The organism is Cupriavidus sp. Agwp_2 (assembly GCF_040784895.1).
Lineage (GTDB): Bacteria > Pseudomonadota > Gammaproteobacteria > Burkholderiales > Burkholderiaceae > Cupriavidus.
In genome coordinates this window covers 2,941,343-2,964,912 of sequence record NZ_CP088083.1, presented here as the reverse complement: position 1 = coordinate 2,964,912, position 23,570 = coordinate 2,941,343, and the positions used below count along the sequence as shown (strand labels likewise).

General features: G+C 67.1%; 22 protein-coding genes. 16 read left to right on the top strand and 6 right to left on the bottom strand.

The window, feature by feature from the left end:
- The first annotated feature begins 50 nt into the window (after positions 1-50).
- The 7 genes from LPA45_RS13865 to cobA are packed head-to-tail and all read left to right on the top strand — an operon-like array spanning position 51 to position 7,107.
- Complete coding sequence (locus tag LPA45_RS13865; RefSeq protein ID WP_317922347.1) at positions 51-824, top strand: sulfite exporter TauE/SafE family protein; 774 nt, start codon at positions 51-53, stop codon at positions 822-824.
- A gap of 28 nt (positions 825-852) precedes the next feature.
- Positions 853-2,535, top strand: coding sequence for a nitrite/sulfite reductase (locus LPA45_RS13860; RefSeq protein ID WP_116317996.1), 1,683 nt, complete (start codon positions 853-855; stop codon positions 2,533-2,535).
- 18 nt (positions 2,536-2,553) lie between these two features.
- Entirely contained in the window at positions 2,554-3,138 is a 585-nt protein-coding gene (locus LPA45_RS13855) for a DUF934 domain-containing protein (RefSeq protein ID WP_116317995.1), read from the top strand.
- A complete protein-coding gene (locus LPA45_RS13850) occupies positions 3,135-3,947 on the top strand; it encodes a phosphoadenylyl-sulfate reductase (protein WP_317922344.1) in 813 nt (270 codons plus the stop codon). Before LPA45_RS13855 ends, LPA45_RS13850 begins: the two co-directional genes overlap by 4 nt.
- A 13-nt stretch (positions 3,948-3,960) precedes the next feature.
- Positions 3,961-4,938: a sulfate adenylyltransferase subunit CysD gene (cysD, locus tag LPA45_RS13845; RefSeq protein ID WP_376790609.1), complete on the top strand. Its 978-nt coding sequence runs from the start codon at positions 3,961-3,963 to the stop codon at positions 4,936-4,938.
- A gap of 25 nt (positions 4,939-4,963) precedes the next feature.
- Positions 4,964-6,268: a sulfate adenylyltransferase subunit 1 gene (locus LPA45_RS13840; protein ID WP_317922340.1), complete on the top strand. Its 1,305-nt coding sequence runs from the start codon at positions 4,964-4,966 to the stop codon at positions 6,266-6,268.
- A gap of 38 nt (positions 6,269-6,306) precedes the next feature.
- Complete coding sequence (gene cobA, locus LPA45_RS13835; RefSeq protein ID WP_317922339.1) at positions 6,307-7,107, top strand: uroporphyrinogen-III C-methyltransferase; 801 nt, start codon at positions 6,307-6,309, stop codon at positions 7,105-7,107.
- Between the two features lie 82 nt (positions 7,108-7,189).
- Here the strand turns inward: cobA and LPA45_RS13830 are convergent, their stop codons facing one another.
- From LPA45_RS13830 to lptF, 3 genes are read right to left on the bottom strand one after another with little or no spacing between them, the layout of a single operon-like run.
- On the bottom strand, positions 7,190-7,588 hold the full coding sequence (locus tag LPA45_RS13830) for a sirohydrochlorin chelatase (RefSeq protein WP_367394617.1): 399 nt from the start codon (positions 7,586-7,588) through the stop codon (positions 7,190-7,192).
- Positions 7,589-7,596: 8 nt separating this feature from the next.
- Complete coding sequence (gene lptG, locus LPA45_RS13825) at positions 7,597-8,766, bottom strand: LPS export ABC transporter permease LptG (protein ID WP_367394616.1); 1,170 nt, start codon at positions 8,764-8,766, stop codon at positions 7,597-7,599.
- Entirely contained in the window at positions 8,763-9,890 is a 1,128-nt protein-coding gene (gene lptF / locus LPA45_RS13820) for an LPS export ABC transporter permease LptF (RefSeq protein ID WP_367394615.1), read from the bottom strand. The genes lptG and lptF overlap by 4 nt, the downstream gene beginning before the upstream one ends.
- A 187-nt stretch (positions 9,891-10,077) precedes the next feature.
- On the opposite strand from lptF, the gene LPA45_RS13815 reads away from it, so the two are divergent.
- Genes LPA45_RS13815 through LPA45_RS13805 form a run of 3 tightly spaced genes read left to right on the top strand, consistent with a single transcriptional unit; the run spans position 10,078 to position 12,570 of the window.
- On the top strand, positions 10,078-11,616 hold the full coding sequence (locus tag LPA45_RS13815) for a leucyl aminopeptidase (RefSeq protein ID WP_116317988.1): 1,539 nt from the start codon (positions 10,078-10,080) through the stop codon (positions 11,614-11,616).
- A 43-nt stretch (positions 11,617-11,659) separates the two neighbouring features.
- Positions 11,660-12,094 carry a DNA polymerase III subunit chi gene (locus LPA45_RS13810; RefSeq protein WP_116317987.1) on the top strand — a complete coding sequence of 145 codons (435 nt, stop codon included), beginning with the start codon at positions 11,660-11,662 and terminating at the stop codon, positions 12,092-12,094.
- Positions 12,091-12,570, top strand: coding sequence for a hypothetical protein (locus LPA45_RS13805; RefSeq protein WP_116317986.1), 480 nt, complete (start codon positions 12,091-12,093; stop codon positions 12,568-12,570). The genes LPA45_RS13810 and LPA45_RS13805 overlap by 4 nt, the downstream gene beginning before the upstream one ends.
- Before the next feature lie 78 nt (positions 12,571-12,648).
- On the opposite strand, the gene ilvD is transcribed toward LPA45_RS13805, so the two are convergent.
- Positions 12,649-14,322 (bottom strand): dihydroxy-acid dehydratase, encoded by a 1,674-nt coding sequence (gene ilvD, locus LPA45_RS13800; protein ID WP_116317985.1) that lies wholly within the window; start codon positions 14,320-14,322, stop codon positions 12,649-12,651.
- Positions 14,323-14,473: 151 nt separating this feature from the next.
- On the opposite strand from ilvD, the gene LPA45_RS13795 reads away from it, so the two are divergent.
- Positions 14,474-15,427: a LysR family transcriptional regulator gene (locus tag LPA45_RS13795; RefSeq protein WP_116317984.1), complete on the top strand. Its 954-nt coding sequence runs from the start codon at positions 14,474-14,476 to the stop codon at positions 15,425-15,427.
- Positions 15,428-15,467: 40 nt separating this feature from the next.
- On the top strand, positions 15,468-16,286 hold the full coding sequence (gene lgt, locus LPA45_RS13790; protein ID WP_116317983.1) for a prolipoprotein diacylglyceryl transferase: 819 nt from the start codon (positions 15,468-15,470) through the stop codon (positions 16,284-16,286).
- A gap of 19 nt (positions 16,287-16,305) precedes the next feature.
- On the opposite strand, the gene LPA45_RS13785 is transcribed toward lgt, so the two are convergent.
- Together LPA45_RS13785 and LPA45_RS13780 are read right to left on the bottom strand one after the other, a co-directional pair.
- On the bottom strand, positions 16,306-17,340 hold the full coding sequence (locus LPA45_RS13785; RefSeq protein ID WP_317923007.1) for a M48 family metallopeptidase: 1,035 nt from the start codon (positions 17,338-17,340) through the stop codon (positions 16,306-16,308).
- Positions 17,341-17,366: 26 nt separating this feature from the next.
- On the bottom strand, positions 17,367-18,458 hold the full coding sequence (locus LPA45_RS13780) for a YjgN family protein (RefSeq protein ID WP_317923006.1): 1,092 nt from the start codon (positions 18,456-18,458) through the stop codon (positions 17,367-17,369).
- 822 nt (positions 18,459-19,280) lie between these two features.
- Between LPA45_RS13780 and LPA45_RS13775 the strand changes: the two genes are divergently transcribed.
- From LPA45_RS13775 to LPA45_RS13760, 4 genes are all read left to right on the top strand, one after another.
- Positions 19,281-19,988 (top strand): GntR family transcriptional regulator, encoded by a 708-nt coding sequence (locus LPA45_RS13775; RefSeq protein WP_116318262.1) that lies wholly within the window; start codon positions 19,281-19,283, stop codon positions 19,986-19,988.
- 69 nt (positions 19,989-20,057) lie between these two features.
- A complete protein-coding gene (locus LPA45_RS13770; protein WP_317923005.1) occupies positions 20,058-21,563 on the top strand; it encodes a malonyl-CoA decarboxylase domain-containing protein in 1,506 nt (501 codons plus the stop codon).
- A gap of 152 nt (positions 21,564-21,715) precedes the next feature.
- Entirely contained in the window at positions 21,716-22,729 is a 1,014-nt protein-coding gene (locus LPA45_RS13765) for a tripartite tricarboxylate transporter substrate binding protein (RefSeq protein WP_116317979.1), read from the top strand.
- 43 nt (positions 22,730-22,772) lie between these two features.
- A complete protein-coding gene (locus LPA45_RS13760) occupies positions 22,773-23,555 on the top strand; it encodes an enoyl-CoA hydratase/isomerase family protein (protein WP_317923004.1) in 783 nt (260 codons plus the stop codon).
- Positions 23,556-23,570 lie beyond the last annotated feature (15 nt).

Genomic DNA, 23,570 nt, shown 5'->3' with positions numbered 1-23,570 from the left:
CCCCCGGATTGTGATGCGAGCCCCACGGGCCAGGGCCCACCGAGTCCCCCATGTCGCTGGCCTATACCGTTTCCGGTCTGTTCGTAGGCATCCTCGTCGGTCTGACCGGCGTGGGTGGGGGCTCGTTGATGACGCCGCTGCTGACGCTGCTGTTCGGCTTCTCGCCGGCCACCGCGGTCGGCACCGACCTGGCTTTTGCTGCGATCACCAAGGGTTTCGGCACCATCGCGCACCGCGCCCACGGCCATGTGCAGTGGCAGGTGGTGCGGCGCCTGTGCATCGGCAGCCTGCCGGCGGCGGTCGTGGCCATCCTGGTGCTCAAGAGCGCGGGTGAGCTCAACGCGCAGTGGCTGCACGCGATCCGCGTGACCATCGGCGTGTCGGTGCTGCTGACCGTATTGTCGCTGCTGTTCCGCAAGCAGATGCTGGCCTGGCTCGAACGCAACCCGCGCTTCCAGCTGCATGGCCGTGCCCAAATCATCGCCACCATCGTGGTGGGCGCAGTGATCGGCGTGCTGGTGACGGTGTCGTCGATCGGCGCCGGCGCGGTTGGCGCCACGCTGATCCTGCTGCTGTATCCCCATATGAAGCCGGCCGAAGTCGCCGGCACCGATATCGCCTACGCCGTCCCGCTGACGGCGCTGGCAGGTCTGGGCCACGTGTGGCTCGGCACCGTCAACTGGAATTTGCTGCTGGCACTGCTGGTGGGTTCGATCCCCGGCATCTGGCTGGGCGCGCAACTGTCGCGGGCGCTGCCCGAGCGGCTGGTGCGCGCCGCCCTGGCGACCACGCTGACGCTGGTCGCCATCAAGCTCGTTTCCTGAATTCAACGAATACTGAACGGACCCCGCCATGTATCAGTACGACCAATATGACCAGCGCATCGTCAACGAGCGCGTCGCCCAGTTCCGTGACCAGGTGCGTCGCCGCCTGTCGGACGAGCTGACCGAGGAAGAATTCCTGCCGCTGCGCCTGCAGAACGGCCTGTACATGCAGCGCCACGCATACATGCTGCGCGTGGCGATCCCGTACGGCCTGTTGTCGGCGACGCAGCTGCGCAAGCTGGCCCATATCGCGCGCGAGTACGACCGCGGCTATGGCCACTTCTCGACCCGCCAGAACATCCAGTACAACTGGATGGAGCTGGAGCGCGTGCCCGACGTGCTGGCCGAGCTCGCCAGCGTCGAAATGCACGGCATCCAGACCTCGGGCAACTGCGTGCGCAACATCACCACCGACCACTTCGCCGGCGTCGCGCCGGACGAGTCGGTGGATCCGCGCGTGCTGGCCGAACTGCTGCGCCAGTGGAGCACGTTCCAGCCGGAGTTCGCTTTCCTGCCGCGCAAGTTCAAGATCGCGATCTCGGCCTCGAAAGACGACCGCGCCGTGGTGCAGATGCACGATATCGGCATCTACGCCTACAAGAATGCCGAGGGCGAAACGCGCCTGCGCATCCTGGCCGGTGGCGGCCTGGGCCGCACGCCGATCCTGGGCTCGATCATCAAGGACGACCTGCCGTGGCAGCACATGCTGACCTACGTCGAATCGGCCATCCGCGTGTACAACCGCTACGGCCGCCGCGACAACAAGTACAAGGCCCGCATCAAGATCCTGGTGAAGGCCATCGGCGTGGAGAAGTTCGCGCAGGAAGTCGAGGAAGAATGGCAGCACAGCAAGGACGGCCCGGCCACGCTGACGCAGGTCGAGTTCGACCGCGTGGCGCAGTACTTCACGCCGCCCGCGTATGAGAAGCTGGCCGACACTGACGCCTCGTACGAGAATCACCTGCTCGAAGACAAGGCGTTCGCGCGCTGGGTCAGCCGCAGCGTGCACGGCCACAAGGTGCCGGGCTACGCCGCGGTGACGCTGTCGACCAAGCCGGGCCTGGCCTCGCCCCCGGGCGACGCCACCGACGCGCAGATGGAAACCGTGGCCGACCTGGCCGACCAGTTCGGCTTCGGCGAACTGCGCGTGGCGCACGAGCAGAACCTGGTGCTGCCGGACGTGAAGAAGCAGGACCTGTACGCGCTGTGGCAACTGGCCAGGAAGGCCGGCCTGGCCACGCCGAACATCGGCCTGCTGACCGACATCATCGCCTGCCCGGGCGGCGATTTCTGCTCGCTGGCCAACGCCAAGTCGATCCCCATCGCGCAGGCGATCCAGGACCGTTTCGACGACCTGGACTATGTCTATGACCTGGGCGAGATCTCGCTGAACATCTCGGGCTGCATCAACGCCTGCGGCCACCATCACGTCGGCAACATCGGCGTGCTGGGCGTCGACAAGGACGGTTCGGAGTGGTACCAGGTCACGCTGGGCGGCGCCCAGGGTAACAAGACCGCGCTGGGCAAGGTGATCGGCCCGTCGTTCAGCGCCGAGGAAATGCCCGAGGTGGTGACCCGCATCATCGACACCTTCGTGGCCAACCGCATCGAAGACGAACGCTTTATCGAAACCCTGTCCCGCATCGGCATCGCCCCGTTCAAGGAGCGCGTCTATGCCGACAAGCAGCCGCGCGAGCGCGCTGAAGCCTGAGGACCGGAGAGACTGAACATGGCAAAGATCATTCAACTGCAACGCGACGGTGCGAACGTCACCCCGGTGATCGTCGAAGACAACTGGACCGTGCTGCGCGCCACTGAAGAGCAACCGCTGACCGAGGAACTGGTCGCTGCTGCCGTGCAAGGCCAGGACGCCGTGCTGTTCCCGCTGTCGGTGTGGAAGGCCAATGAAGCGCTGCTGGCCGGCCGCGACGCGGCACGCACCGGCGTGTGGCTGGCGCCGGAAGACGAGCCGGGCGATGCCGCCGCGTACTTCGACCGCGTGTCGCTGGTGGCGGTGGACTTCCCGGTGTTCCGCGATGGCCGCGGCTTCTCCACGGCCTACCTGCTGCGCACCCGCTACAAGTGGGAAGGCCAGCTGCGCGCCATCGGCGACGTGCTGCGCGACCAGCTCAACTTCATGAAGCGCTGCGGCTTCGACGCCTTCGCGGTGCGCGCCGACAAGAACATCGACGACGCCATCAAGGGCTTCACCGAGTTCACGGTGACCTACCAGGCTTCGGTCGACGAGCCGCTGCCGCTGTTCCGCCGCGCCCGCACCGAAGATGGCGTCGTGCAACCGAAGGCCACGGCATGAGCACGGTGCTGAGCGATATCGCGGTGGTGGCAGACACGGGTGCCGGTTCAGTGTCCGGCCTGCGTCCGCCCGCGCTGTGGGTCGCGCCCGAATACACCGGCAGCGTCGAAGCGCTGGAACAGAAGGAGCGACAGCTGGGCGAGCGCTTGGCCGGCATTGCCGGACGCTTCTTCCGCGCGCGCTTTGCCTCCAGCCTGGCCGCCGAAGACATGGTGCTGACCGATGCCATCCTGCGCGGTACCCCCGCCGTGCGCGCTGGCATCCGTGTCTTCACGCTGCAGACCGGACGCCTGCACGCCGAGACGCTGGCGGTGCTCGACAAGGTGCAGTCGCACTACGGCTACAGCATCGAGCAGTACACGCCGGATGCCGAGGCAGTCGAGAACTACCTGAAGAAGCATGGCCTGAACGGCTTCTACGACAGCATCGACCTGCGCAAGGAATGCTGCGGCATCCGCAAGGTCGAGCCGCTCAACCGCGCGCTGTCGCACGCCGACGCCTGGCTGACCGGCCAGCGCCGCGAGCAGGCCGTGACGCGCGCCGAGCTGCCGTTCGAGGAAATGGACGACGCCCGCGGCATCCCCAAGTTCAACCCGCTGGCGGACTGGTCCGAGCCGGAGGTGTGGGCCTACCTGAAGCGCCACAACGTGCCGGTCAACGACCTGCACGCCAAGGGCTATCCCAGCATCGGCTGCGAACCCTGTACGCGTGCAGTGCGCGCGGGCGAGGACGTGCGCGCGGGACGGTGGTGGTGGGAGAGCAAGGACTCGAAAGAGTGCGGGCTCCACGAACAGAACATCAAGCATTGAGGCCGGTACAAAAATGGGCATCATGAACGACATCGCAGAAGCAGGGTTGACGCAAACGAGCAGCGTGGCGCACCTGTTGCAGGTACAGAACGACCATCTCGACCGCCTGGAAGCGGAATCGATCTACATCATCCGCGAGGTGGTGGCCGAGTGCCGCAACCCGGCGCTGCTGTTCTCCGGCGGCAAGGACTCGATCGTGATGCTGCACCTGGCGCTGAAGGCCTTCCGCCTGGGCGACCGCAAGATCGAGCTGCCGTTCCCGCTGGTGCATATCGACACCGGCCACAACTACCCGGAAGTGATCGAATTCCGCGACCAGCGCGTGGCCGAACTGGGCGCGCGCCTGGTGGTGGGCCACGTCGAGGATTCGATCAAGCGCGGCACCGTGCGCCTGCGCAAGGAAACCGATTCGCGCAACGCGGCGCAGGCCGTGACACTGCTCGAAACCATCGAGGCGCACAAGTTCGACGCGCTGATGGGCGGTGCCCGCCGCGACGAAGAGAAGGCCCGCGCCAAGGAGCGCATCTTCTCGTTCCGCGACGAGTTCGGCCAGTGGGACCCCAAGGCCCAGCGCCCCGAGCTGTGGAGCCTCTACAACGCCCGCATGGCGCAGGGCGAGCAGATGCGCGTGTTCCCGATCTCGAACTGGACCGAGCTGGACGTGTGGCAGTACATCGCCCGCGAGAAGCTGGCCCTGCCGCCGATCTACTATTCGCACCAGCGCGAAGTAGTGCGCAAGAACGGCCTGCTGGTGCCGGTCACGCCGATCACGCCCAAGCAGGACGGCGACGTCAGCGAAGTGCTGTCGGTCCGCTTCCGCACCGTTGGCGACATCAGTTGCACCTGCCCGGTGGCCAGCGTTGCCGATTCGCCGGAAGCGATCATCGCCGAGACCGCGGTGACCGAGATCACCGAGCGCGGCGCCACCCGCATGGACGACCAGACCAGCGAAGCTTCGATGGAGCGCCGCAAGAAGGAAGGCTACTTCTAAGCCGCACGCAGCAAAGGATCCAGACATGACTCACCAAGCAACCCACCAAGGCCTGCTGCGCTTCATCACCGCCGGCTCCGTCGACGACGGCAAGAGCACGCTGATCGGCCGCCTGCTGTACGACAGCAAGGCTGTGCTGTCGGACCAGCTGACCGCGCTGGCCAATGCCAAGAACAAGCGCACCGCCGGCGAGCAGATCGATTTCTCGCTGCTGACCGACGGCCTGGAAGCCGAGCGCGAGCAGGGCATCACCATCGACGTGGCCTACCGCTACTTCTCGACCGCCCGCCGCAAGTTCATCATCGCGGATACGCCGGGCCACGAGCAGTACACCCGCAACATGGTTACCGGCGCGTCGACCGCGCACGCGGCCATCGTGCTGGTCGATGCCACGCGCGTCACCGTCAAGGACGGCCGCGCCGAGCTGCTGGCGCAGACCAAGCGCCATTCGGCGATCCTCAAGCTGCTGGAAATCCAGCACGTGATCGTGGCCGTCAACAAGATGGACCTGGTCGACTTCAGCGAGCAGACCTTCAACGAGATCCGCACCGCCTACACGGAACTGGCCGAGCAGCTGGGCCTGAAGGACGTGCGCTACGTGCCGGTCTCCGCGCTGCGCGGCGACAACATCGTGCACGCGAGCGACGCCACGCCGTGGTACCAGGGCGAGCCGCTGCTGCCGCTGCTGGAAGACCTCCCGGTGGAAGAGGCCGCGCCCGAGGACGACGCCGCGCTGCGCTTCCCGGTGCAGCTGGTGATCCGCCAGGACGGTTCGCAGTCGGACGACTTCCGCGGCTATGCCGGCCGTGTCGAGGCCGGCACCGTGCGCGTCGGCCAGAAGCTGCGCGTGCTGCCCGCCAACCGCGATGCCGTGGTGGCCGAGGTGCTGACGCCCAACGGCGCCGCGGAATCGGCCAATGTCGGAGACACGGTCACGGTGCGCCTGGCCGAGGACGTCGATGTATCACGCGGTGACATGTTCGTTGCCGCCGATGCGACCACGGCCTCCGCCAAGAAGCTGCAGGCCGACCTGTGCTGGTTCGACGACGAGTCGCTGAACCCGTCGCGCAAGTACGTGCTCAAGCACACCACGGCCAGCGTGTTCGCGCGCGTGTCGTCGGTGGATCGCGTGCTGGACGTGCATACGCTGTCGCACGAGACCGGCCGCCACGATATCCGCCTGAACGACATCGGTTCGGTGCAGATCTCGCTGCAGAAGCCGATCGTGTGCGATGCCTACGGCGACAACCCGGCGACCGGCGCATTCGTGCTGATCGACGAGGCGACCAACCACACGGTGGCCGCAGGCATGATCCGTGCGTTCTCCTGATCGGTAACGAACAGGAACGAGCGGACAAGGGGCAACAGATGGACAAGCAGGCGCAGAAGACCTACGGCAAGGTGTTCCTCATCGGGGCAGGCCCCGGTGCGGCAGACCTCATTACGGTGCGTGGTGCACGGCTTTTGGGCGAAGCCCAGGTGGTGCTTCACGATGCACTGGTGTCGCCGGAGATGCTGGCCTGGTGTCCGCAGGCGGAGCTGGTCGAAGTCGGCAAGCGCTGCGGCCAGCGCTCCACCGCGCAGTTGTTCATCAACCGCCAGATCGTGGACCTGGCCAGCAAGTACGAACGCGTGGTGCGCCTGAAGGGCGGCGATCCGATGCTGTTCGGCCGTGCCGACGAGGAACTGCAGGCGCTGGAAGCGGCCGGCATCGAGTATGAGGTGGTGCCCGGCATCACCGCCGCGCTGGCGGCTGCGTCGGCCATCGGCAAGCCGCTGACCAAGCGCGGCGTGTCGCGCAGCGTGGCGTTTGCCACGCAGGCCAAGGCGGCGGACGGCGAGGGCTCGGCCGATATCGAAGCCGCGGTCAAGGCCGATACGCTGGTCTACTACATGGGCCGCGACCAGGCCGCTTCGATCGCCGCGCAGCTGATCGCGCACGGCAAGCCCGCGTCGACGCCGGCATGGGTGGTGGAAGCCGCCACCACGCCGCGCCAGCGCAGCCGCGAGTTCACGCTTGGCCGGATGGCGGCAGGCGAGGCCGCGGCCTGGATCGACCCGGTGCAGCCCAGCCTGCTGATGATCGGCGAGGCGCTGGCCGCGCGCGCCACCGAGTCGCCGCGGGAAGGCGCCGGCACGACCGGGTTGCTCACCCCGCGCGCTGCCTGAGCCGAAGGCTCCGCGCCACAAAGACAAAGCCCCGTGCCGGTATGCCGGCACGGGGCTTTGTCTTTGTGGGTCCATGGGCCGCTCAGGGCTGCGCAGGATCCCCAGCCGGCAACGACGCCATGCAGTAGGCCGCGATCGCATCCAGCACCGCATCGGACTCGCCGACCGCGGCCGCGCAATGGATCCGCAGGCCGGGGTGGGCCTGCCGGCACTGGTCGAGCAGGGCCGGCAGGTCGCGCCGGATGTGGCCGCCCTGGCCGAAGAACACCGGCACCACTGTGACCTCGCCGACGCCGCCCGCGGCCAGTTCCGCCAGCGTATCCGGCAGCAGCGGCGACATCAGTTCCAGGAACGCCAGCCGCACCTCGCAGCCGGGCAGGGCGGCAACCAGCTTCTGCTGCAGCCGCTCGAACGGCTCGCGCCAGCGCGCATCGCGCGCGCCGTGCGCGAACAGGACCAGGGCACGATCGCTAGCTGCCATGGCCGTCCTCAGTGCCGGTCAACCCAGCGCAGGGCCAGCAGCGCCACCGTCAGGTAGAGCGTGCCTGGCACCAACGCGGAGATGATGGGCGGCCAGGTATGCAGCAGGCCGACGTGCGAGAACAGCGTATTCGACAGGTGGAACGACAGCCCCAGCATGATGCCGCCGAACACCTTCACGCCCACCGCGCCTGCACGCGCGTGCAGGTAGGCGAAGGGCAGCGCCAGCGCCACCATCACGAACAGCGTCAGCGGGTAGATCACCTTCTTCCAGAACGCGATCTCATAGCGCTGCGTGTCCTGCTTGTTGTCGCGCAGGTGGCGGATATAGCGGAACAGGTCGAGCGTCGACATTCGCTCCGGCGTCACCAGCAGCACCGACAGGATCTGTGGCGTCAATTCCGAGTGCATGGCCACGCGCGGGAATTTCAGCTGCTCGGCGCGGAAATCCGGCGACAGGGCATCACGCGGCGGTGCGCTCCTGGCCGCATCGGCCTGCGGCATCAGCTCGGTGAAGCGTGTCTCGCTGACCCCTTGCAGCTCCCATGCCTGGCCGCCCTGGTAGCGGCCTTCCTTGGCCACGCGGATCACGCGCAGCCGGTATTGCGGGTCGAACTCGTAGATGGTGATGCCGGTGATGGTCTGGTCCGGCCGCAGCCCCGCCACGTTGACGAAGCGGGTGATCTCGCCGCCGCCGGCCGGGTCCTGGTCGCGGTCCTTGACCCAGACGCCGGAACGGAAGCCCGCCGACACCGTCGCGCCGATCGCCTCGAGCTTGATCTTCTGCGCGTACTGCTCGGCGCGCGGGCCGATGAACTCGCCGAAGATAAAGGTCACGATCGCCAGCGGCACCGCCAGCTTGAACAGCGAGAACAGCGCCTGCCGAGTATTCAGCCCGGCGACGCGGAAGATGGTGAACTCGGACTGGCTGGCCAGCTGCGAGAACACGTAGATCGCACTGATCAGCACCGCGATCGGCAGCACCTCGTAGACCCGGGTTGGGGCCTGCAGCAGCACGTGGAACAGTGCCACCAGCGAGGTGTACTGGGCGTTGACATTCTCCAGCTCATTGAGCATGTCGAAGAACACAAACAGCGACAGCACCGCGAACAGGATGAAGGCGAACACGCCATAGACCAGCCGGCCGAAGTAGCGTTCGTAGACGCGCAGGATCCTCATGCCCGGCTCCCGCTGGTGGCGGCATTGCGCCGTTTCAGGCCGAACACGGCGCGCCAGCCGCCCAGGCTGCGGTTCTGCCGGTAGCGGAACAGCACCAGCGCCCCCAGGAACACCGTCAGGTGGATTGGCCACCAGGCCAGCCAGAACGGCATCGAGCCGTTGCGCACCCAGGATTGCGTCAGGTTGATCAGGTTGCTGTAGGTCAGGTAGATCAGCACCGCGAACACCAGCGGGGTATAGCGGCCCAAACGCGGGTTCACGTAGGCCAGCGGAATCGCGATCATCACGAAGTTAAAGGCCAGGATCGGCAGCGAGATGCGCCAGATCAGCTCGCCCAGGTTCTCGCGCGTGGGGTTGCGGATCAGCTCGATGGTGTCGCGGCTCTTGGGCGGCAGCTTGGCCTCGGACTCGGGCGGCTTGCTGTCCACCTTGACCGCATAGCGTTCGAACTCGACGATGCGGTAGTCGATCTGGCCGGGCGTGCCGGAATAGCGGCGGCCGTTTTCCATCACCACCATGCGGTCGCCGTTGGGCATGGTCTCGAACTTGCCCTGGTGCGCCAGCGCCACGCCGATCTTGTCGGCTTCGGAATTGGCGACGAAGACATTGCGCGCATGCTTCATGTCGGGGTCCATGCCCTCGATGAACAGCACGTAGTTGGCCTTGGCGGGTTCGATGAAGCGGCCGGCGGCGATCATCGACATCACCCCGCGCTGCTCGAAGCGGTCGCGGAACAGCGCGCTCTGCTGGTTGGCCCACGGCCAGGCGAACATGCCCAGCAGCAGCGCCAGCACGATGAAGGGCGCCGCGAACTGCAGCACCGGCTTGACCAGGTCGCGCAGCGAGATGCCGGCCGAGAACCACACCACCATCTCCGAATCCTTGTACCAGCGCGTGAGCACGATCAGGGTCGAGATGAACAGCGTGGCCGACAGCAGGATGGACAGGTAGCCGATGGTGGCCAGGCCGATCAGCATCAGCACGTCGTTGGGGCTGGCCTTGCCGCTGGCGGCCATCCCCAGGATGCGGATCACGAGCGACGTGAGCATGAAGGTCAGCATCACCAGGAACACCGCCCCGGCGGTGTAGGCGAGCTCGCGTCGCAGGGCTTGTTGAAGGATCATGCGGGTTCTGTTCCGGGCTGCCGGCCGGAGCGGGCGATGTGCCGTGCGAGGTGCCTGGCAGAACAGCGGGCTGGCAGCACAACTGGCTGGCAGCGTGACCGGGGCGTATCAGCGGCGGCAGGTCGCGGGGTAAAAATCGCGGATAATAGAGGCTTTCGTGTCTAACGAGCCCCTGGAAGGAAGCGCGATGGAATTTAGCACAAAAGCCCTGGATTGGAGTAAAGCCGGCCAAAATGGTTTCCTGGCGACTAAGACTGACTGCCTCGTGGTCGGCCTGTTCGAAGGCCAGAACCTGGCCGGCGTGGCCAAGGCGCTGGACACGGCCACCAAGGGCTTGGTGGCGCGGCTGGTCAAGCAGGGCGATTTCGAAGGCAAGCGCGGCACCCACCTGATGCTGCACGAAGTGGCCGGCATCGGTGCCGCGCGCGTGCTGCTGGTGGGCCTGGGCAAGGAAGCCGAGTTCTCGGACAAGGCCTTTGCCGACGCCGTGCGCACCGCGGTGCGTGCCTTGTCGTCCACGCGCGCCACCACCGCGCTGTGGTGCCTGGCGCAGCAGGCGCCGCAGCAGCGCGAGGTCTCCTGGGCCATTATCACCACCATCACGCTGGTGCGCGACGCCGGCTACCGGCTGCTTGAGCGTCATCCCGGCCTGAAGCGCGCCAATGCCAACGGCAAGCCCAACGGCGCCGACAAGTCGACGCTGCGCAAGGTCGTGATCGCGGTCGACAGCAGCGACGCCCGCGCCGCCACCCAGGCCGCGGTGCGCGGCACCGCCATCGCCAACGGCATGGAAGTGACGCGCGACCTGGGCAACCTGCCGTCCAATATCTGCACCCCGACCTACCTGGCCAATGCCGCGCGCAGCATCGCCAAGCGCCACAAGCTCAAGGCCGAAGTGCTGGGCCGCAAGCAGATCGAGTCGCTCAACATGGGCGCGTTCCTGGCAGTGACCAAGGGCAGCGAGGAGCCGCCGCAGTTCATCGTGCTGCGCTATGACGGCGCGGGCGCCAAGCAGGCGCCGGTGGTGCTGGTGGGCAAGGGCATCACCTTCGATACCGGCGGCATCTCGCTCAAGCCGGGCGAGGGCATGGACGAGATGAAGTACGACATGTGCGGCGCCGCTTCGGTGCTGGGCACCATCCAGGCCGTGGCGGAGATGGGCCTGAAGCTCAATGTCGTGGCCGTGGTCCCGACCTGCGAGAACATGCCCAGCGGCATCGCCACCAAGCCGGGCGATGTCGTCACCAGCATGTCTGGCCAGACCATCGAGATCCTGAACACCGACGCCGAAGGCCGCCTGATCCTGTGCGACGCGCTGACCTATGTCGAGCGCTTCAAGCCGGCCGCGGTGATCGACGTGGCCACGCTGACCGGCGCCTGCATCATCGCGCTGGGGCACCAGAACAGCGGCCTGTACTCGCGCTCCGACATGCTGGCCGACCAGCTGCTGCAGGCCGGCCGCCATGCCATGGATACCGCCTGGCGCATGCCGCTCGATGACGAGTATCAGGAGCAGCTCAAGTCCAACTTCGCCGACATGGCCAATATCGGCGGGCGCCCGGCAGGCAGCGTGACCGCGGCCTGTTTCCTGTCGCGCTTCACCGAGAAGTACGACTGGGCCCACCTCGACATCGCCGGCACCGCCTGGAAGAGCGGCGCGGCCAAGGGCGCCACTGGCCGCCCGGTGCCGCTGCTGACGCAGTTCCTGATGGACCGCGCGGCCTGACGGCCGCAGTCAGCCACCCCGGCAACGCAAGCAGCAAACGTCCATGACGCGCATCGACTTCCACAGCAACGTGCCGGACCTGCTCGGCTATGTCTGCCGTCTGGTCCGCAAGGCCTACGGCGCCGGCCAGAAGGTAGTGATCCACGGCACGCCGGCGCAGCTGGCGGACCTGGATGCGCGCCTGTGGACCTTTTCGGCGCTGGATTTCCTGCCGCATTGCGGGCTTGAACACCCCAATGCGGCGGTCACGCCGATCCTGCTGGCCGCCACCACCGAGGGCGTGCCGCACCACCAGTTGCTGATCAACCTGTCCGACCAGCCGCCGGCGCAATTCGCCAGCTTTGAACGCCTGATTGAAGTGGTGGGGTCCGGCGACGGCGCCCGCGAAGCCGGCCGCCAGCGCTACCGCTTCTACCGCGAACGCGGCTATCCGCTGACGCATCACGATATCGGCCAGCCCAAGGGAGACGCAGCATGAGCGAACGCACCACATCGCGGGTGATCCCGCGGCCCGGGCCCAACGACAGCATTCCACTGCTGACCGAGGTGGTCGACCTGCCGGATACGGAATCGGTGGCGCAGCCGCCTGCGGCTGCGCAGGCAGGCGTCATTGACACCTTCGGCATGGCCGAATCCGGCATGGTCATGCATGTCGGCGATACCGGCGAGCCTCAGTCCGAAGCACCGCCGCCGCAAGCCCCGGCGGCGCTGACCGATCCCGGCGAGGACGACCTGCGCGCCATGCGCAGCGAACTGCTGTCGCGCGTGATGCTGCGCTTCCGCACCGAATGGCCGCAGGTGGTCGAAGCCCATACCGAAGCCACGCTGCAGGCGCGGCTGGCACCGCTGACCGCGCAGCTGGCCAGCGAGCTGACGCAGTCGCTGGAGGCCAGGCTGGTGGAGTGGCTGGATGCAACGCTGGAGGAGATCGAGCGGACGCCGGGTGAAAATTGAGGGTTTCTCCCCACGTCCTCCACCAAGGTAAAAAAGCCTGCGAGAGATCGCAGGCTTTTTCACATCTGTCGGACTCCGTCAGTCCGTCACCGCACCCTTGCTGGCCGTCGATGCCAGCCGCGCAAATTTCGCCAGCACTCCGCGTGTATAACGCGGCGCCGGCGCCTTCCAGGTGGCACGCCGTTTCGCCAGCTCATCCTCCGGCACATTCAGCTGCAGCAGCAGCTTGTGCGCGTCGATCGTGATCGAGTCGCCTTCCCGCACCAGCGCGATGGTGCCGCCCGCCGCCGCCTCAGGCGCCACGTGGCCAACCACCATGCCCCAGGTGCCGCCCGAAAAACGGCCGTCAGTGATAAAGCCCACCGATTCGCCCAGCCCCTTGCCGATGATGGCCGAGGTCGGCGCCAGCATTTCCGGCATGCCCGGGCCGCCCTTGGGGCCGAGGTAGCGCAGCACCAGCACGTCGCCGGCGTTGATCTTGTCGGCCAGGATCGCGTCCATCGCGCTCTGCTCGTCCTCGAACACGCGCGCCGGGCCGGTGATGACCGGGTTCTTCAGGCCGGTGATCTTGGCGACCGCGCCTTCCTCGGCCAGGTTGCCCTTCAGGATGGCGAGGTGGCCTTCCTTGTAGAGCGCCTTTTCGATTGGCAGGATCACATCCTGGTCGGCGCGCGGGGTGTCCGGCACGTGTTCCAGTTCTTCGGCCAGCGTGCGGCCGGTAATGGTCAGGCAGTCGCCATGCAGCAGGCCGGCCTTCAGCAGGATCTTCATGACCTGCGGGATCCCGCCCGCCTTGTGCAGGTCGGTGGCCACGTACTGCCCGGACGGCTTCAGGTTGCAGATCACCGGCACCTTCCGGCGGATGCGCTCGAAGTCCTCGATGGTCCATTCGACTTCCGCCGAGTGCGCGATCGCGAGGTAGTGCAGCACGGCGTTGGTCGAACCGCCGGTGGCCATGATCAGCGCCACGGCGTTCTCGATCGACCGGCGCGTGATGATGTCGCGCGGCTTGATGTCCTTCTTGATCGCCTCCACCAGCACGCGCGCCGATTCGGCGGCGCTGTCGACCTTCTCCTGGTCCGGGTTGGCCATGGTCGACGAGTACAGCAGCGACATGCCCAGCGCCTCGAACGACGAGCTCATGGTGTTGGCGGTGTACATGCCGCCGCACGATCCGGTCGACGGGCAGGCGTTCTTTTCCACGCCCTCGAAGTCTTCCTGGCTCATGCGCCCGGCGGTGAATTCGCCCACGGCCTCGAACGACGACACGATGGTCAGGTCCTTGCCCTTCCAGTTGCCCGGCTTGATGGTGCCGCCGTAGACATAGATGCCCGGCACGTTGGTGCGCGCCAGCGCGATCATGCCGCCGGGCATGTTCTTGTCGCAGCCGCCGATCACCACCACGCCGTCCATCCACTGGCCCTGCGCCGCGGTCTCGATGCAGTCGGCAATGACCTCGCGCGAGATCAGCGAGTACTTCATCCCTTCCGTGCCCATCGACATGCCGTCCGAGATGGTCGGCGTGCCGAACACCTGCGGGTTGGCGTCCGAGGCCTTGATCGCGTCGATCGCCGCGTCGGCCAGGCGCTGCAGGCCGGCGTTGCAGGGAGTGATCGTGGAGTGACCGTTGGCGATGCCCACCATCGGCTTGTCGAAGTCTTCCTTCTTGTAGCCGAGGGCGTAGTACATCGAGCGGTTGGGGGAACGCGCCACGCCTTGCGTGATGTTCTGCGAGCGTTTGTTGAATGCCATGGTGGGTCTCCGGGGGAATGTCCGGCGCCGCGGGGTCGCGCGCTGTCACGCGGGCAGCCGATGTTGTGCCGGAAAGCATGCCCCTTGCATTTTGGAGTGTCAAATATATTATTTGCCCTCTATTGAGTCGAAAAACATATCAGGAGCCGGCTTGGACCTGCGTCAGTTGCGTTACTTCGTCACCGTGGCGGAAGAGTTGCATTTCGGCCGTGCCGCGCAACGGCTGTCGATGACGCAGCCGCCGCTGTCGCAGCAGATCCAGGCGCTGGAGGAAGAGATCGGCGTGCCGCTGTTCGTGCGCACGCGGCGCTCCGTGGCACTGACGCCCGCCGGCGCGCAGTGGCTGCCCGAAGTGCGCCGGGTGCTGGCCGATGCCGCGGCGCTGCCCGGCCTGGCGCAGCGGCTGGCGCGGGGCGAACTGGGTTCGCTGTCGCTGGCCTTCGTCAGCACGGCCGACTACGGCATCCTGCCCGACCTGCTGCGGCGGTTCCGGGCGCGTCATCCGGAGGTGCAGCTGCAACTGCGCGAGGCCACCAGCGACGTCCAGCTCGAAGCACTGCTGGAGGGCACGATCGACGCGGGCCTGGTGATCCGGCCCCAGTTGCCCGCGATGCCGCACGGACTTGCCTACCTGCCACTGGTGAGCGAACCGCTGGTGCTGGCCGTTCCCGACGGCTGGCGGCCGGCAGGCGGGCTCGCGCAGGGCGGCACGGTATCGCTGCAGGACGGGACGGTATCACTGCGCGATGCGGCATCCGAACCGCTGATCATCTTCCCGCGCCGAAGTGCGCCGGCGTTTTATGACATCATTACGGGCTACTATGCGCGCGAGGGCCTGGTGCCGGCGATCGCGCAGGAAGCCATCCAGATGCAGACCATCGTCAGCCTGGTGTCGGCTGGCATGGGCGTGGCGCTGGTGCCGGCATCGCTGTGCAACCTCCGGCGCACTGGCGTGTCGTACCTGGCGCTGCGCGAGTCCGGCCCGCAGATCGAGACCGGGCTGGCCTGGCGCGACGGCGGCGGCGCCGGCGTCGCGCCGGTGCTGCGGTCGTTCATCGAGATTGCCGGCGCTCTGGCCAACGAGGCCGCCGCGGCGCCGCGCTGAGCGCGCGGCCGGCCCATACAGACAACTTATTCACGCCAACATGCTGATCCATCCCCAGTTCGACCCGGTTGCCATCCACCTGGGCCCGCTTGCCATCCGCTGGTACGGGCTGATGTACCTGGCCGGGTTCATCATGTTCCTGTGGTTCGGGCGCCTGCGCATCCGCCAGCCGCATATGGCGGCCAAGGGCTGGACCACGCGCGACCTCGACGACATGCTGTTCTTCGGCGTGCTGGGCGTGATCCTGGGCGGGCGGCTGGGCTACGTGCTGTTCTACAAGCCGACGTACTACCTGGCGCACCCGATGGAGATCTTCAAGGTGTGGGAGGGTGGCATGGCCTTCCACGGCGGCTTTCTCGGCGTGATCGTGGCGATGTGGCTGTTCGCCAAGCTGCGCCGCCGCCACTGGATGGAGGTGACCGACTTCATCGCGCCGATGATCCCGTGCGGGCTCGCCGCCGGCCGCATCGGCAATTTCATCAACGGCGAGTTGTGGGGCCGCGCGACCGACCTGCCCTGGGGCATGATCTTCCCGCAGGCGGGCGACAACATCCCGCGCCATCCGTCGCAGCTGTATCAATTCGCCGGCGAGGGCGTGGCGCTCTTCATCATCCTGTGGCTGTTCGCGCGCAAGCCGCGGCCGATGGGCGCGGTCTCGGGCGTGTTCCTGATCGGTTATGGCGCGTTCCGCTTTGCCGCGGAATTCGCGCGCGAGCCAGACAGCTTCCTCGGCCTGCTGGCACTGAAGATGTCGATGGGGCAGTGGCTGAGCGTGCCGATGGTGCTGGCCGGCATCGCCATGGTGATCTGGGCCTACCGCCGCCAGCCCGGCGCCGGCGCCCCGCAGCCGGCGGCCTGAGCGCAGGCGCCGCCGCGTACTACCTGGCGGCCCGGCGCAGCGCGTCGATGCGCGCCTGCGTATGCGGGTGCGTCGACAGGAAGTCCTGGCCGCGATCCGGTGCGGCCTCCGAGGCTGGCGATGCCGCGCCGGCGTCCGCACGATGTTCCAGCTTGAGCAGCACATCAGCCAGCGCCGCCGGCGGCAGGCCGTTGCGCTGCATGACCTCGATGGCGAAGTCGTCGGCCTCGCGCTCGTGATCGCGTGAGTAACGCAGCGTCAGCATGGCGGCCGGCACGCCGGCCAGCACCGTCGAGATATCGCCGAACAGGTAGGCCGACAGCGCGCCCAGCGCCGAAGCCTGGATCACCTGTTGCAGGCCGTGGCGCCGCGCCACATGGCCGGCTTCATGCGCCAGCACCCCCATCATGCCCGCGCCGGTGCCTGCCAGGCCGACCAGCTCGTCGGTGACGACGATGGTGCCTCCCGGCAGCGCCAGCGCATTGGCGCCGATCTCGCCGCCCTGGCGAAACAGGATCTGGTAGTCGTGTCCCGCGTCGGGCGGCCGCTTCAGCGTGGCAAAGCCCTGGCGGATGCGCTCCTGCTCGGCCTGCGGCAGTTGCGTCGGCTTGACCAAGCCGTTGTCCAGGCTTGCCAGCGTCAGCTTGCCGAGGTGGGCTTCCACTTCGGCCGGTATGGTGCGCGCCATCACGCCCGCGCCCCACGGCAGCAGCACGTAGTAGCCCAGCACCAGCACCGCCACCAGCGCCGCCACCGCCATCCCGGCAAGCCGCCAGCTGTTCTGCGCGCGCGACACCAGCCCTTCGCGGTGGCCGGTGGCGGCCAGCATGTGGTCGAAGGCGGCGTGGTCGTTGATTTCGCAGAAGGCGCCGTCGGCGAACGTGACCAGGCGCGGCGCGCGCCGTACGCGTTCGGATACGCGCACGGCGGACAGCGCGGCGCGGCGCAGCTCGGCGCCGCTGTCGTCGCGCAGCACCGCCTGCTGCGCTTCCACGGCCAGGGTTGCCGGATGCGCACGCGAGGTGCGGCCATCGAAGAAGGTGACTGGGATCATGGTGCTGATGCTACCGGGCGTGGCAGTCAGAGCGCGATGTCGATGTCGTACCAGTCTACTGCGGCATCGCCCAGCGCACCGACCTGCTGTACCTCGCCTGCAACAAAGCTGTCGAGCGGGCCGGCGGCCAGCATGGTCACGCATTCGACCCGGTAGCGCGTGGAGCGCACCCGCGCGAACGGCAGGTACAGGCCCAGCGTCAGCGCGATGGCGATCAGGTTGGTGACGAAGATAAAGACCATGCGGGCGGCGCCGACCTGGCTGCGGAACGCGTGCGGTGCCAGCGTGGTGTGGTTCCACACCACGTTCTGCAGGCGCGCCGTCAGGTAGGGGCTGACCGCCAGCGCACCGAGGTAGAAAAAACCGACGGTGGCAAGAGCAAGCACAACCGCGATGGTTTTGCCCTGTGTCCCGGGCATGACCACGGCGCCCAGGATGTTGCCGAGCGCAAAACCCGCAATGACGACAGCCACGATCACACCCGCCGCGCGCAGGTAAACGCTGTAGAACTCACCGGCGCCTGCCGTGAACGCGAACGGCGCGGTGCCGAAGCGCGTGTTGTTGTGCTGGTACTGCTTGAAACGCTGGTGCGCCAGCGGCCCGAGCAGCCCCAGCGTGAACACCGCTGCCAGCGGCCATAGCACGAATACCTTGTAGGCCTCGGCATCGCCGCCGGCAAAGGCAAAGCGCAGGCCGCGGTAGCTGGAATTGGCCATGCGGAAGCGCAGCGAGCGCACCAGCAGCAGCGGGAACACCGCCAGCAGCGCCACCAGCATCGCCAGCGAGAGGAAGGGCGACACATTCGAGGCCAGCTGGAACGCAAACACGAGTCCGAACACGATGGCCCGGCCTTTCAGGATCGCGGAGGGCTTGCCGTGGTAATCGAAGCTGGCGCCATCGAGGCGGGTATTGCGATAGAAATACTGCAACGTGCGCACCTTGGCCCACGCGGAATAGATGCCGAAGGTGACGATGGTCAGCAGTACGTTAACGATCCAGATACGGAAATATTCCGATCCGGAACCGGTGAAGGACAGGCGCAAAGGTTGCGGCGACGCCGGCGCCGTATCAAACGCGGCGGACGAAAAGAAGTTGAAATCGCTGCTGCCGGCGTGCATGGCTGAAGCTCCCGGGGAAAATGGAAATGCGTGGAAATGCGGTTTGGCGAACGGAACCCGGCAAATAGCCCGGCATTGTTGTCTCAAGAATGCAACCAAATCAAAAGAGGCCGTTGCGACGCGCGGCTCACATTCTCGCATCGATAAATAGCGGTGGCGGCACATTTCGCATATGCAATTGCCGACAGCGGGTTCGGCTGGTTAGCCCCATGGGAAAACCCTCGTAACAATCGAGAAACATCCTGTTACACTGATCGCAATCTGTAACAAGTTTCGGATGCGTGCCATCAATAAATTCAAGGACTTAGAGCCGCTGGCACGTTAATCGCTAACGTTACTGTTACAAGATGAGCGGTAAGCCACAACCGCCACGGAAGTGTTCAGGGAGGGTCCGCAGGGTTTGCGACGGACCACTGGGGTCGGACGCTTCACGCCACAGAACAGGGCAACGGGAAAATCCGCGCGCAAGCGCTTTTCAAGGGGGGCGCCGGGCCAGCGCCAGGTTTCCATGATGACCCACGCCGCGAGTACAGAACCGTACGCGCAGGCGATGTAAGCAGTCCAGCAGTCCTTTCAGGCGCGGGCGTTTCTTTGCAGGGAGGCATGGAAACGCCCGCCGCACCTCCTGCACCATGCCGCCGTCTTACGGCTCCGATCGCATGGCCGCACATAATCCAGCGCTATATCTCTTCATCCTCATTCCGGCATTCTGCGGCGCAGCATCGAAATCACTTGTATCGTTCGCGCCCTAATCCATAATTATGAATTATGGCGACCGGGACACATGATTCCGGCCGGGATTCCTTAACCCCGAGGATGGCAATGCGCATCGTCCAGCAGGCCCTGTACCTCGAAGTCGCAGACCGGCTGCGTGCGATGATCGACGCCCATACGCTCACGCCCGGTGCCTGGATCGACGAAAGCGCGATGGCCGGGTCGCTCGGCATCTCGCGCACGCCGCTGCGTGAAGCGCTCAAGGTGCTGGCCGCCGAAGGGCTGGTTCGCCTCGAGCCGCGCCGCGGCTGCTTTGTCAACAAACTGTCCGAGCAGGACCTGGACGAGATCTTCCCGCTGATGGCGCTGCTCGAGGGCCGCTGCGCCTACGAGGCCGCGCGCAATGCCACGCGGGCCGACCTGGACGCGCTGGACGGCCTGCACGCCGACCTGGCCCGCTACGCGCAGGCCGGCGATATCGACGCCTATTACGAGACCAACGCACAGATCCATGAAGCGATCCAGCGGCTGGCCGGCAACCGCTGGCTGTCCGGGCTGATCAGCGACTTGCGCAAGGTGCTGCGGCTGTCGCGCCACAAGAGCCTGAAGCTGCCGGGCCGCATCCACGAGTCCTGCGCCGAGCACCTGTCGGTGTTTGCCGCGCTCAAGGCGCGCGACCCCGAAGGCGCTGAAGCCATGATGAAGACCCACCTGCTGCGCCAGCGCGCGGCGCTGCAGGCGCTCGACGCCGGCGCCGGCGCGGCGCAGCCGAGCCGGGCCCCGCCAGCGCTGCGCGTGGCCAGCGGCGACGAATAGCCGCACAAGCCCCACGCGGCGGCATGAAAAGTCCTTCACGTTCCGATCGATGCACAAGGCAGGTACCGCATGAACTCCTTCGACACGGGTGACCAGAGAATCAGCGCGCCGCTGGGCGAGAGCGAGCCGGCCGGCGCTAATTTCCTGTCGCGGCTGGGCCGCTGGTGGGGCCGCAAAGGCGAGGGCGAGGCCGCGCCCAGGCCCGCCAACGGCGTGGCGCACGCCGATGGCGAGTCACCGCTGCCAGCGCGCGTGGCGCGCCGCCAGCGCGAGCAGTTGCGGCTTTGCTTCGATGCCCGCCTGACCGACGGCGCCGCCAATGCCGCCGCGCAGGCATGGCAGGCAGAGTACGAGTCCGCGGACGAGGCCACGCGGCGTGCCATGCTGGGGCTGCTGGCAGAGGTTGCCAGCAGCAGCGGCGAAAAGCCCGCCGATGCGAAGGCTGACGCCAAGGGTGACGGGAAGGTTGATGGCAAAGGGGATGGCAAGGCCGGCGCACGCGCCGATGGCGGCCATTCCGGGCTGACCCAGGCGCTGTCCAACGCCCGCATCCGATTCTTCAAGCGTCTGGCGGCACTGCACGGCCAGCGCGGCAGCAGCGCCTGCGGGCTGCACTTCCTGATCCAGTTGCGCGCCGACATGTTGCGCTGGCAGCGCCGCATACCTGGCTTGCGCGCGCTTGACGACGACCTCGAGGCGCTGTTCTCCAACTGGTTCGACGTGGGCCTGCTGGAACTGCAGCCCATCACCTGGGACTCGCCCGCGTCGCTGCTGGAAAAGCTGATCCGCTACGAGGCCGTGCACGAGATCGCGTCGTGGACCGACCTGCGCAACCGGCTCGATTCCGACCGCCGCTGCTACGCCTTTTTCCACCCGCGCATCCCGCGTGAGCCGCTGATCTTTGTCGAGGTGGCGTTCGTTCCCGAGATGGCCGCCAATGTGCAGACATTGCTCGACGAGGCCGCGCCGCTGGAAGACCTGCGCCGCGTGAAGTGGGCCATCTTCTATTCGATCAGCAACACGCAGGCCGGCCTGCGTGGCGTCAGCTTTGGCAATTTCCTGCTCAAGCGCGTGATCGAGGAGTTGCAGCGCGAATTTCCCAAGGTCAAGCAGTTCGCCACGCTGTCGCCGATTCCGGGGTTTGCCGACTGGCTGCGCAAGCAGGACGCCGGCGCCGTGTCGCGCGCACTCGGCGACAAGCGCTTGGCGCGCTGGCGCGAGCGCCATGGCGAGGCGCCGGCAGACGGGGCAGGGTGGCTGACGGCGCTGTCGCCTGACGCGCCCGCGGATGCCGACCCGCTGACGCGCGATACCGCGATGGCGCTGGCGGCGCATTTCCTGGTTCGCGAGCGCCACCAGTCGCTGCCGGCGGACCCGGTGGCGCGCTTCCATCTGGGCAACGGCGCCTGTGTCGAGCGGCTCAACTGGGCCGCCGACCTGTCGCGAAAAGGCCGCGGCCAGAGTTGCGGCATGATGGTGAATTACCTTTACGTGCCCGAGGCGCTGGATGACAATCTGGCACGCCTGGGTGCCGGCAACCCGCGCATCGGTCGTAGCGTCGGGAAGCTGCTGTGACTCTGGTCAGGTCACGGGGATCGCCCCCGCACCCGCGGTGCCCCGCGCGCCGCGTTTGCTTGTCGGGACCTTTGCAGTAGACCCATGCCGCGGCGCCTGCTCGCGGCAATCAGATCGACTTTCCGAAGAAAAGAGAGAGAGGAGACAGCAAGATGAATCGTCGTCAGTTCAGCCTGGCCGCGTGCGCTCGCGCAGCGGGCATGGCACTGGGTGTGGCCGGCATCGGCGCCGCCACGCTGTTCGCGGCACCCGCCGCGCATGCCGATGCCTGGCCGTCCAAGCCCGTCACCGTGATTGTGCCGTTCCCGGCCGGCGGCGGCACCGACGCGTTTGCGCGCCCGCTGACCGCGCAGCTGTCCAAGCAACTGGGCAAGCAGTTCGTGATCGACAACCGCGGCGGCGCCGGCGGCACGGTTGGCGCCAGCATCGCGGCCAAGGGCGCGCCGGACGGCTACACCGTGTTTATCGGCGGCGCGCACCATGCGATCGCCCCGTCCTTCTACAAGAAGCTGGACTACGACATCGAGAAGGATTTCATCCCGGTGACGGTGATCGCCCAGCCGCCGCAGGTCGTGGTGGTCAATCCCAACCGCGTCAAGGCCAACACGCTGCAGGAGCTGATCGCCTACGCCAAGGCCAATCCCGGCAAGCTTAACTACGGTTCGGCCGGCAACGGCTCGGCCCACCACCTGGCGGGCGAGTTGTTCAAGATCCAGACCAAGACCTTCATCACCCATATCCCGTACAAGGGCGCTGGCCCGGCGCTGTCCGACCTGATCGCGGGCCAGGTCGACCTGATGTTCGACGGCCTTGGCTCGTCGGCGCAACATATCCGCGCGGGCCGCATCAAGGCGCTGGCAGTGGCTTCGAGCAAGCGCTCGGCAGCCTTCCCCAATGTGCCGACCGCCGCCGAGGCCGGGGTGCCGAACTACGAGGTCTCGACCTGGTATGCCATGTGGGTGCCCAAGGGTACGCCCAAGGAGATCGTCGACCGCCTGTACGCCGAGACCGAAAAGGCGTTGAACACGCCGGAAATGAAACAGGTCTGGCTCAACAACGGCTCCGAGACGCCGGCCTTCACGCAGGAGCAGTTCGCGCAGTTCCAGCGTGCCGAGATCCGCCGCTGGGCGCAGGTGGTGCAGCAGTCCGGCGCCAAGATGGACTGACGGAGCGCCATGCCATGCTGATCCGATGCACCGGGGCGCCGCGATGAGCGGCACCGTCATCTTTGCCACGCAGGGCACCACGGCGACCGTGACGCTGTCGCACGCCGGCAAGCTCAATGCCATTTCCGCGCAGATGTGGCGCGAGCTGGCCGCGGGCTTCACCCGGCTGGCAGCCGATCCCGCGCTGCGCTGCGTGGTGGTGCGCGGCGCCGACGGCAACTTTGCCGCCGGCGCCGACATCGCCGAGTTTCCCGCCGAACGCGGCGACGAGGCCGCGGTGCGGCACTACCACATGGCCACCATCGCGCCGGCGCTGGCGGCGGTGGCGCAATGCCCGCACCCGACCGTGGCGATGATCGAGGGCGTGTGCGTGGGCGGCGGGCTGGAGATCGCGTGCCATTGCGACCTGCGGATCGCCGCCTCGGACAGCCGCTTCGGCGTACCGATCAACCGCCTCGGCTTCCCGATGGCGCCGGGCGAGCTGCAAGGCCTGCTGGCGCTGGCCGGCCGCGCGGCCACGCTCGAGATACTGCTCGAAGGCCGCGTCTTCGACGCTGCCGAGGCACGTGCCAAGGGGCTGCTTACGCGCGTGGTCGAGCCGGGGGCTCTGGCCGCCGAAGTCGATGCCGCGGTGCGTCGCATTGCCGCCGGCGCACCCGCCGCGGCACGCATCAACAAGGCCACCATCCGCCGGCTGGCGCCGATGACGGCGCCGCTGTCACCGGCCGAGCTTGACGAGCACTTCGCCTATGCGGAGGGCGCCGACCATGCCGAGGGCGTGGCCGCCTTCCTGGCGCGCCGGGCGCCGCAGTTCCGGGGAGAGTAGGCAAATCTGCCAGAA

Coding starts and splice junctions, on each gene's coding strand:
- LPA45_RS13760 (WP_317923004.1), top strand. CDS start 22,773: ATGAGCGGCACCGTCATCTTTGCCACGCAGGGCACCACGGCGACCGTG.
- LPA45_RS13770 (WP_317923005.1), top strand. CDS start 20,058: ATGAACTCCTTCGACACGGGTGACCAGAGAATCAGCGCGCCGCTGGGC.
- LPA45_RS13810 (WP_116317987.1), top strand. CDS start 11,660: ATGACGCGCATCGACTTCCACAGCAACGTGCCGGACCTGCTCGGCTAT.
- LPA45_RS13865 (WP_317922347.1), top strand. CDS start 51: ATGTCGCTGGCCTATACCGTTTCCGGTCTGTTCGTAGGCATCCTCGTC.
- LPA45_RS13860 (WP_116317996.1), top strand. CDS start 853: ATGTATCAGTACGACCAATATGACCAGCGCATCGTCAACGAGCGCGTC.
- LPA45_RS13840 (WP_317922340.1), top strand. CDS start 4,964: ATGACTCACCAAGCAACCCACCAAGGCCTGCTGCGCTTCATCACCGCC.
- LPA45_RS13765 (WP_116317979.1), top strand. CDS start 21,716: ATGAATCGTCGTCAGTTCAGCCTGGCCGCGTGCGCTCGCGCAGCGGGC.
- cysD (WP_376790609.1), top strand. CDS start 3,961: ATGGGCATCATGAACGACATCGCAGAAGCAGGGTTGACGCAAACGAGC.
- LPA45_RS13815 (WP_116317988.1), top strand. CDS start 10,078: ATGGAATTTAGCACAAAAGCCCTGGATTGGAGTAAAGCCGGCCAAAAT.
- LPA45_RS13780 (WP_317923006.1), bottom strand. CDS start 18,458: ATGCACGCCGGCAGCAGCGATTTCAACTTCTTTTCGTCCGCCGCGTTT.
- LPA45_RS13785 (WP_317923007.1), bottom strand. CDS start 17,340: ATGATCCCAGTCACCTTCTTCGATGGCCGCACCTCGCGTGCGCATCCG.
- LPA45_RS13775 (WP_116318262.1), top strand. CDS start 19,281: ATGCGCATCGTCCAGCAGGCCCTGTACCTCGAAGTCGCAGACCGGCTG.
- LPA45_RS13850 (WP_317922344.1), top strand. CDS start 3,135: ATGAGCACGGTGCTGAGCGATATCGCGGTGGTGGCAGACACGGGTGCC.
- cobA (WP_317922339.1), top strand. CDS start 6,307: ATGGACAAGCAGGCGCAGAAGACCTACGGCAAGGTGTTCCTCATCGGG.
- LPA45_RS13805 (WP_116317986.1), top strand. CDS start 12,091: ATGAGCGAACGCACCACATCGCGGGTGATCCCGCGGCCCGGGCCCAAC.
- ilvD (WP_116317985.1), bottom strand. CDS start 14,322: ATGGCATTCAACAAACGCTCGCAGAACATCACGCAAGGCGTGGCGCGT.
- LPA45_RS13855 (WP_116317995.1), top strand. CDS start 2,554: ATGGCAAAGATCATTCAACTGCAACGCGACGGTGCGAACGTCACCCCG.
- LPA45_RS13830 (WP_367394617.1), bottom strand. CDS start 7,588: ATGGCAGCTAGCGATCGTGCCCTGGTCCTGTTCGCGCACGGCGCGCGC.
- lptF (WP_367394615.1), bottom strand. CDS start 9,890: ATGATCCTTCAACAAGCCCTGCGACGCGAGCTCGCCTACACCGCCGGG.
- lgt (WP_116317983.1), top strand. CDS start 15,468: ATGCTGATCCATCCCCAGTTCGACCCGGTTGCCATCCACCTGGGCCCG.
- lptG (WP_367394616.1), bottom strand. CDS start 8,766: ATGAGGATCCTGCGCGTCTACGAACGCTACTTCGGCCGGCTGGTCTAT.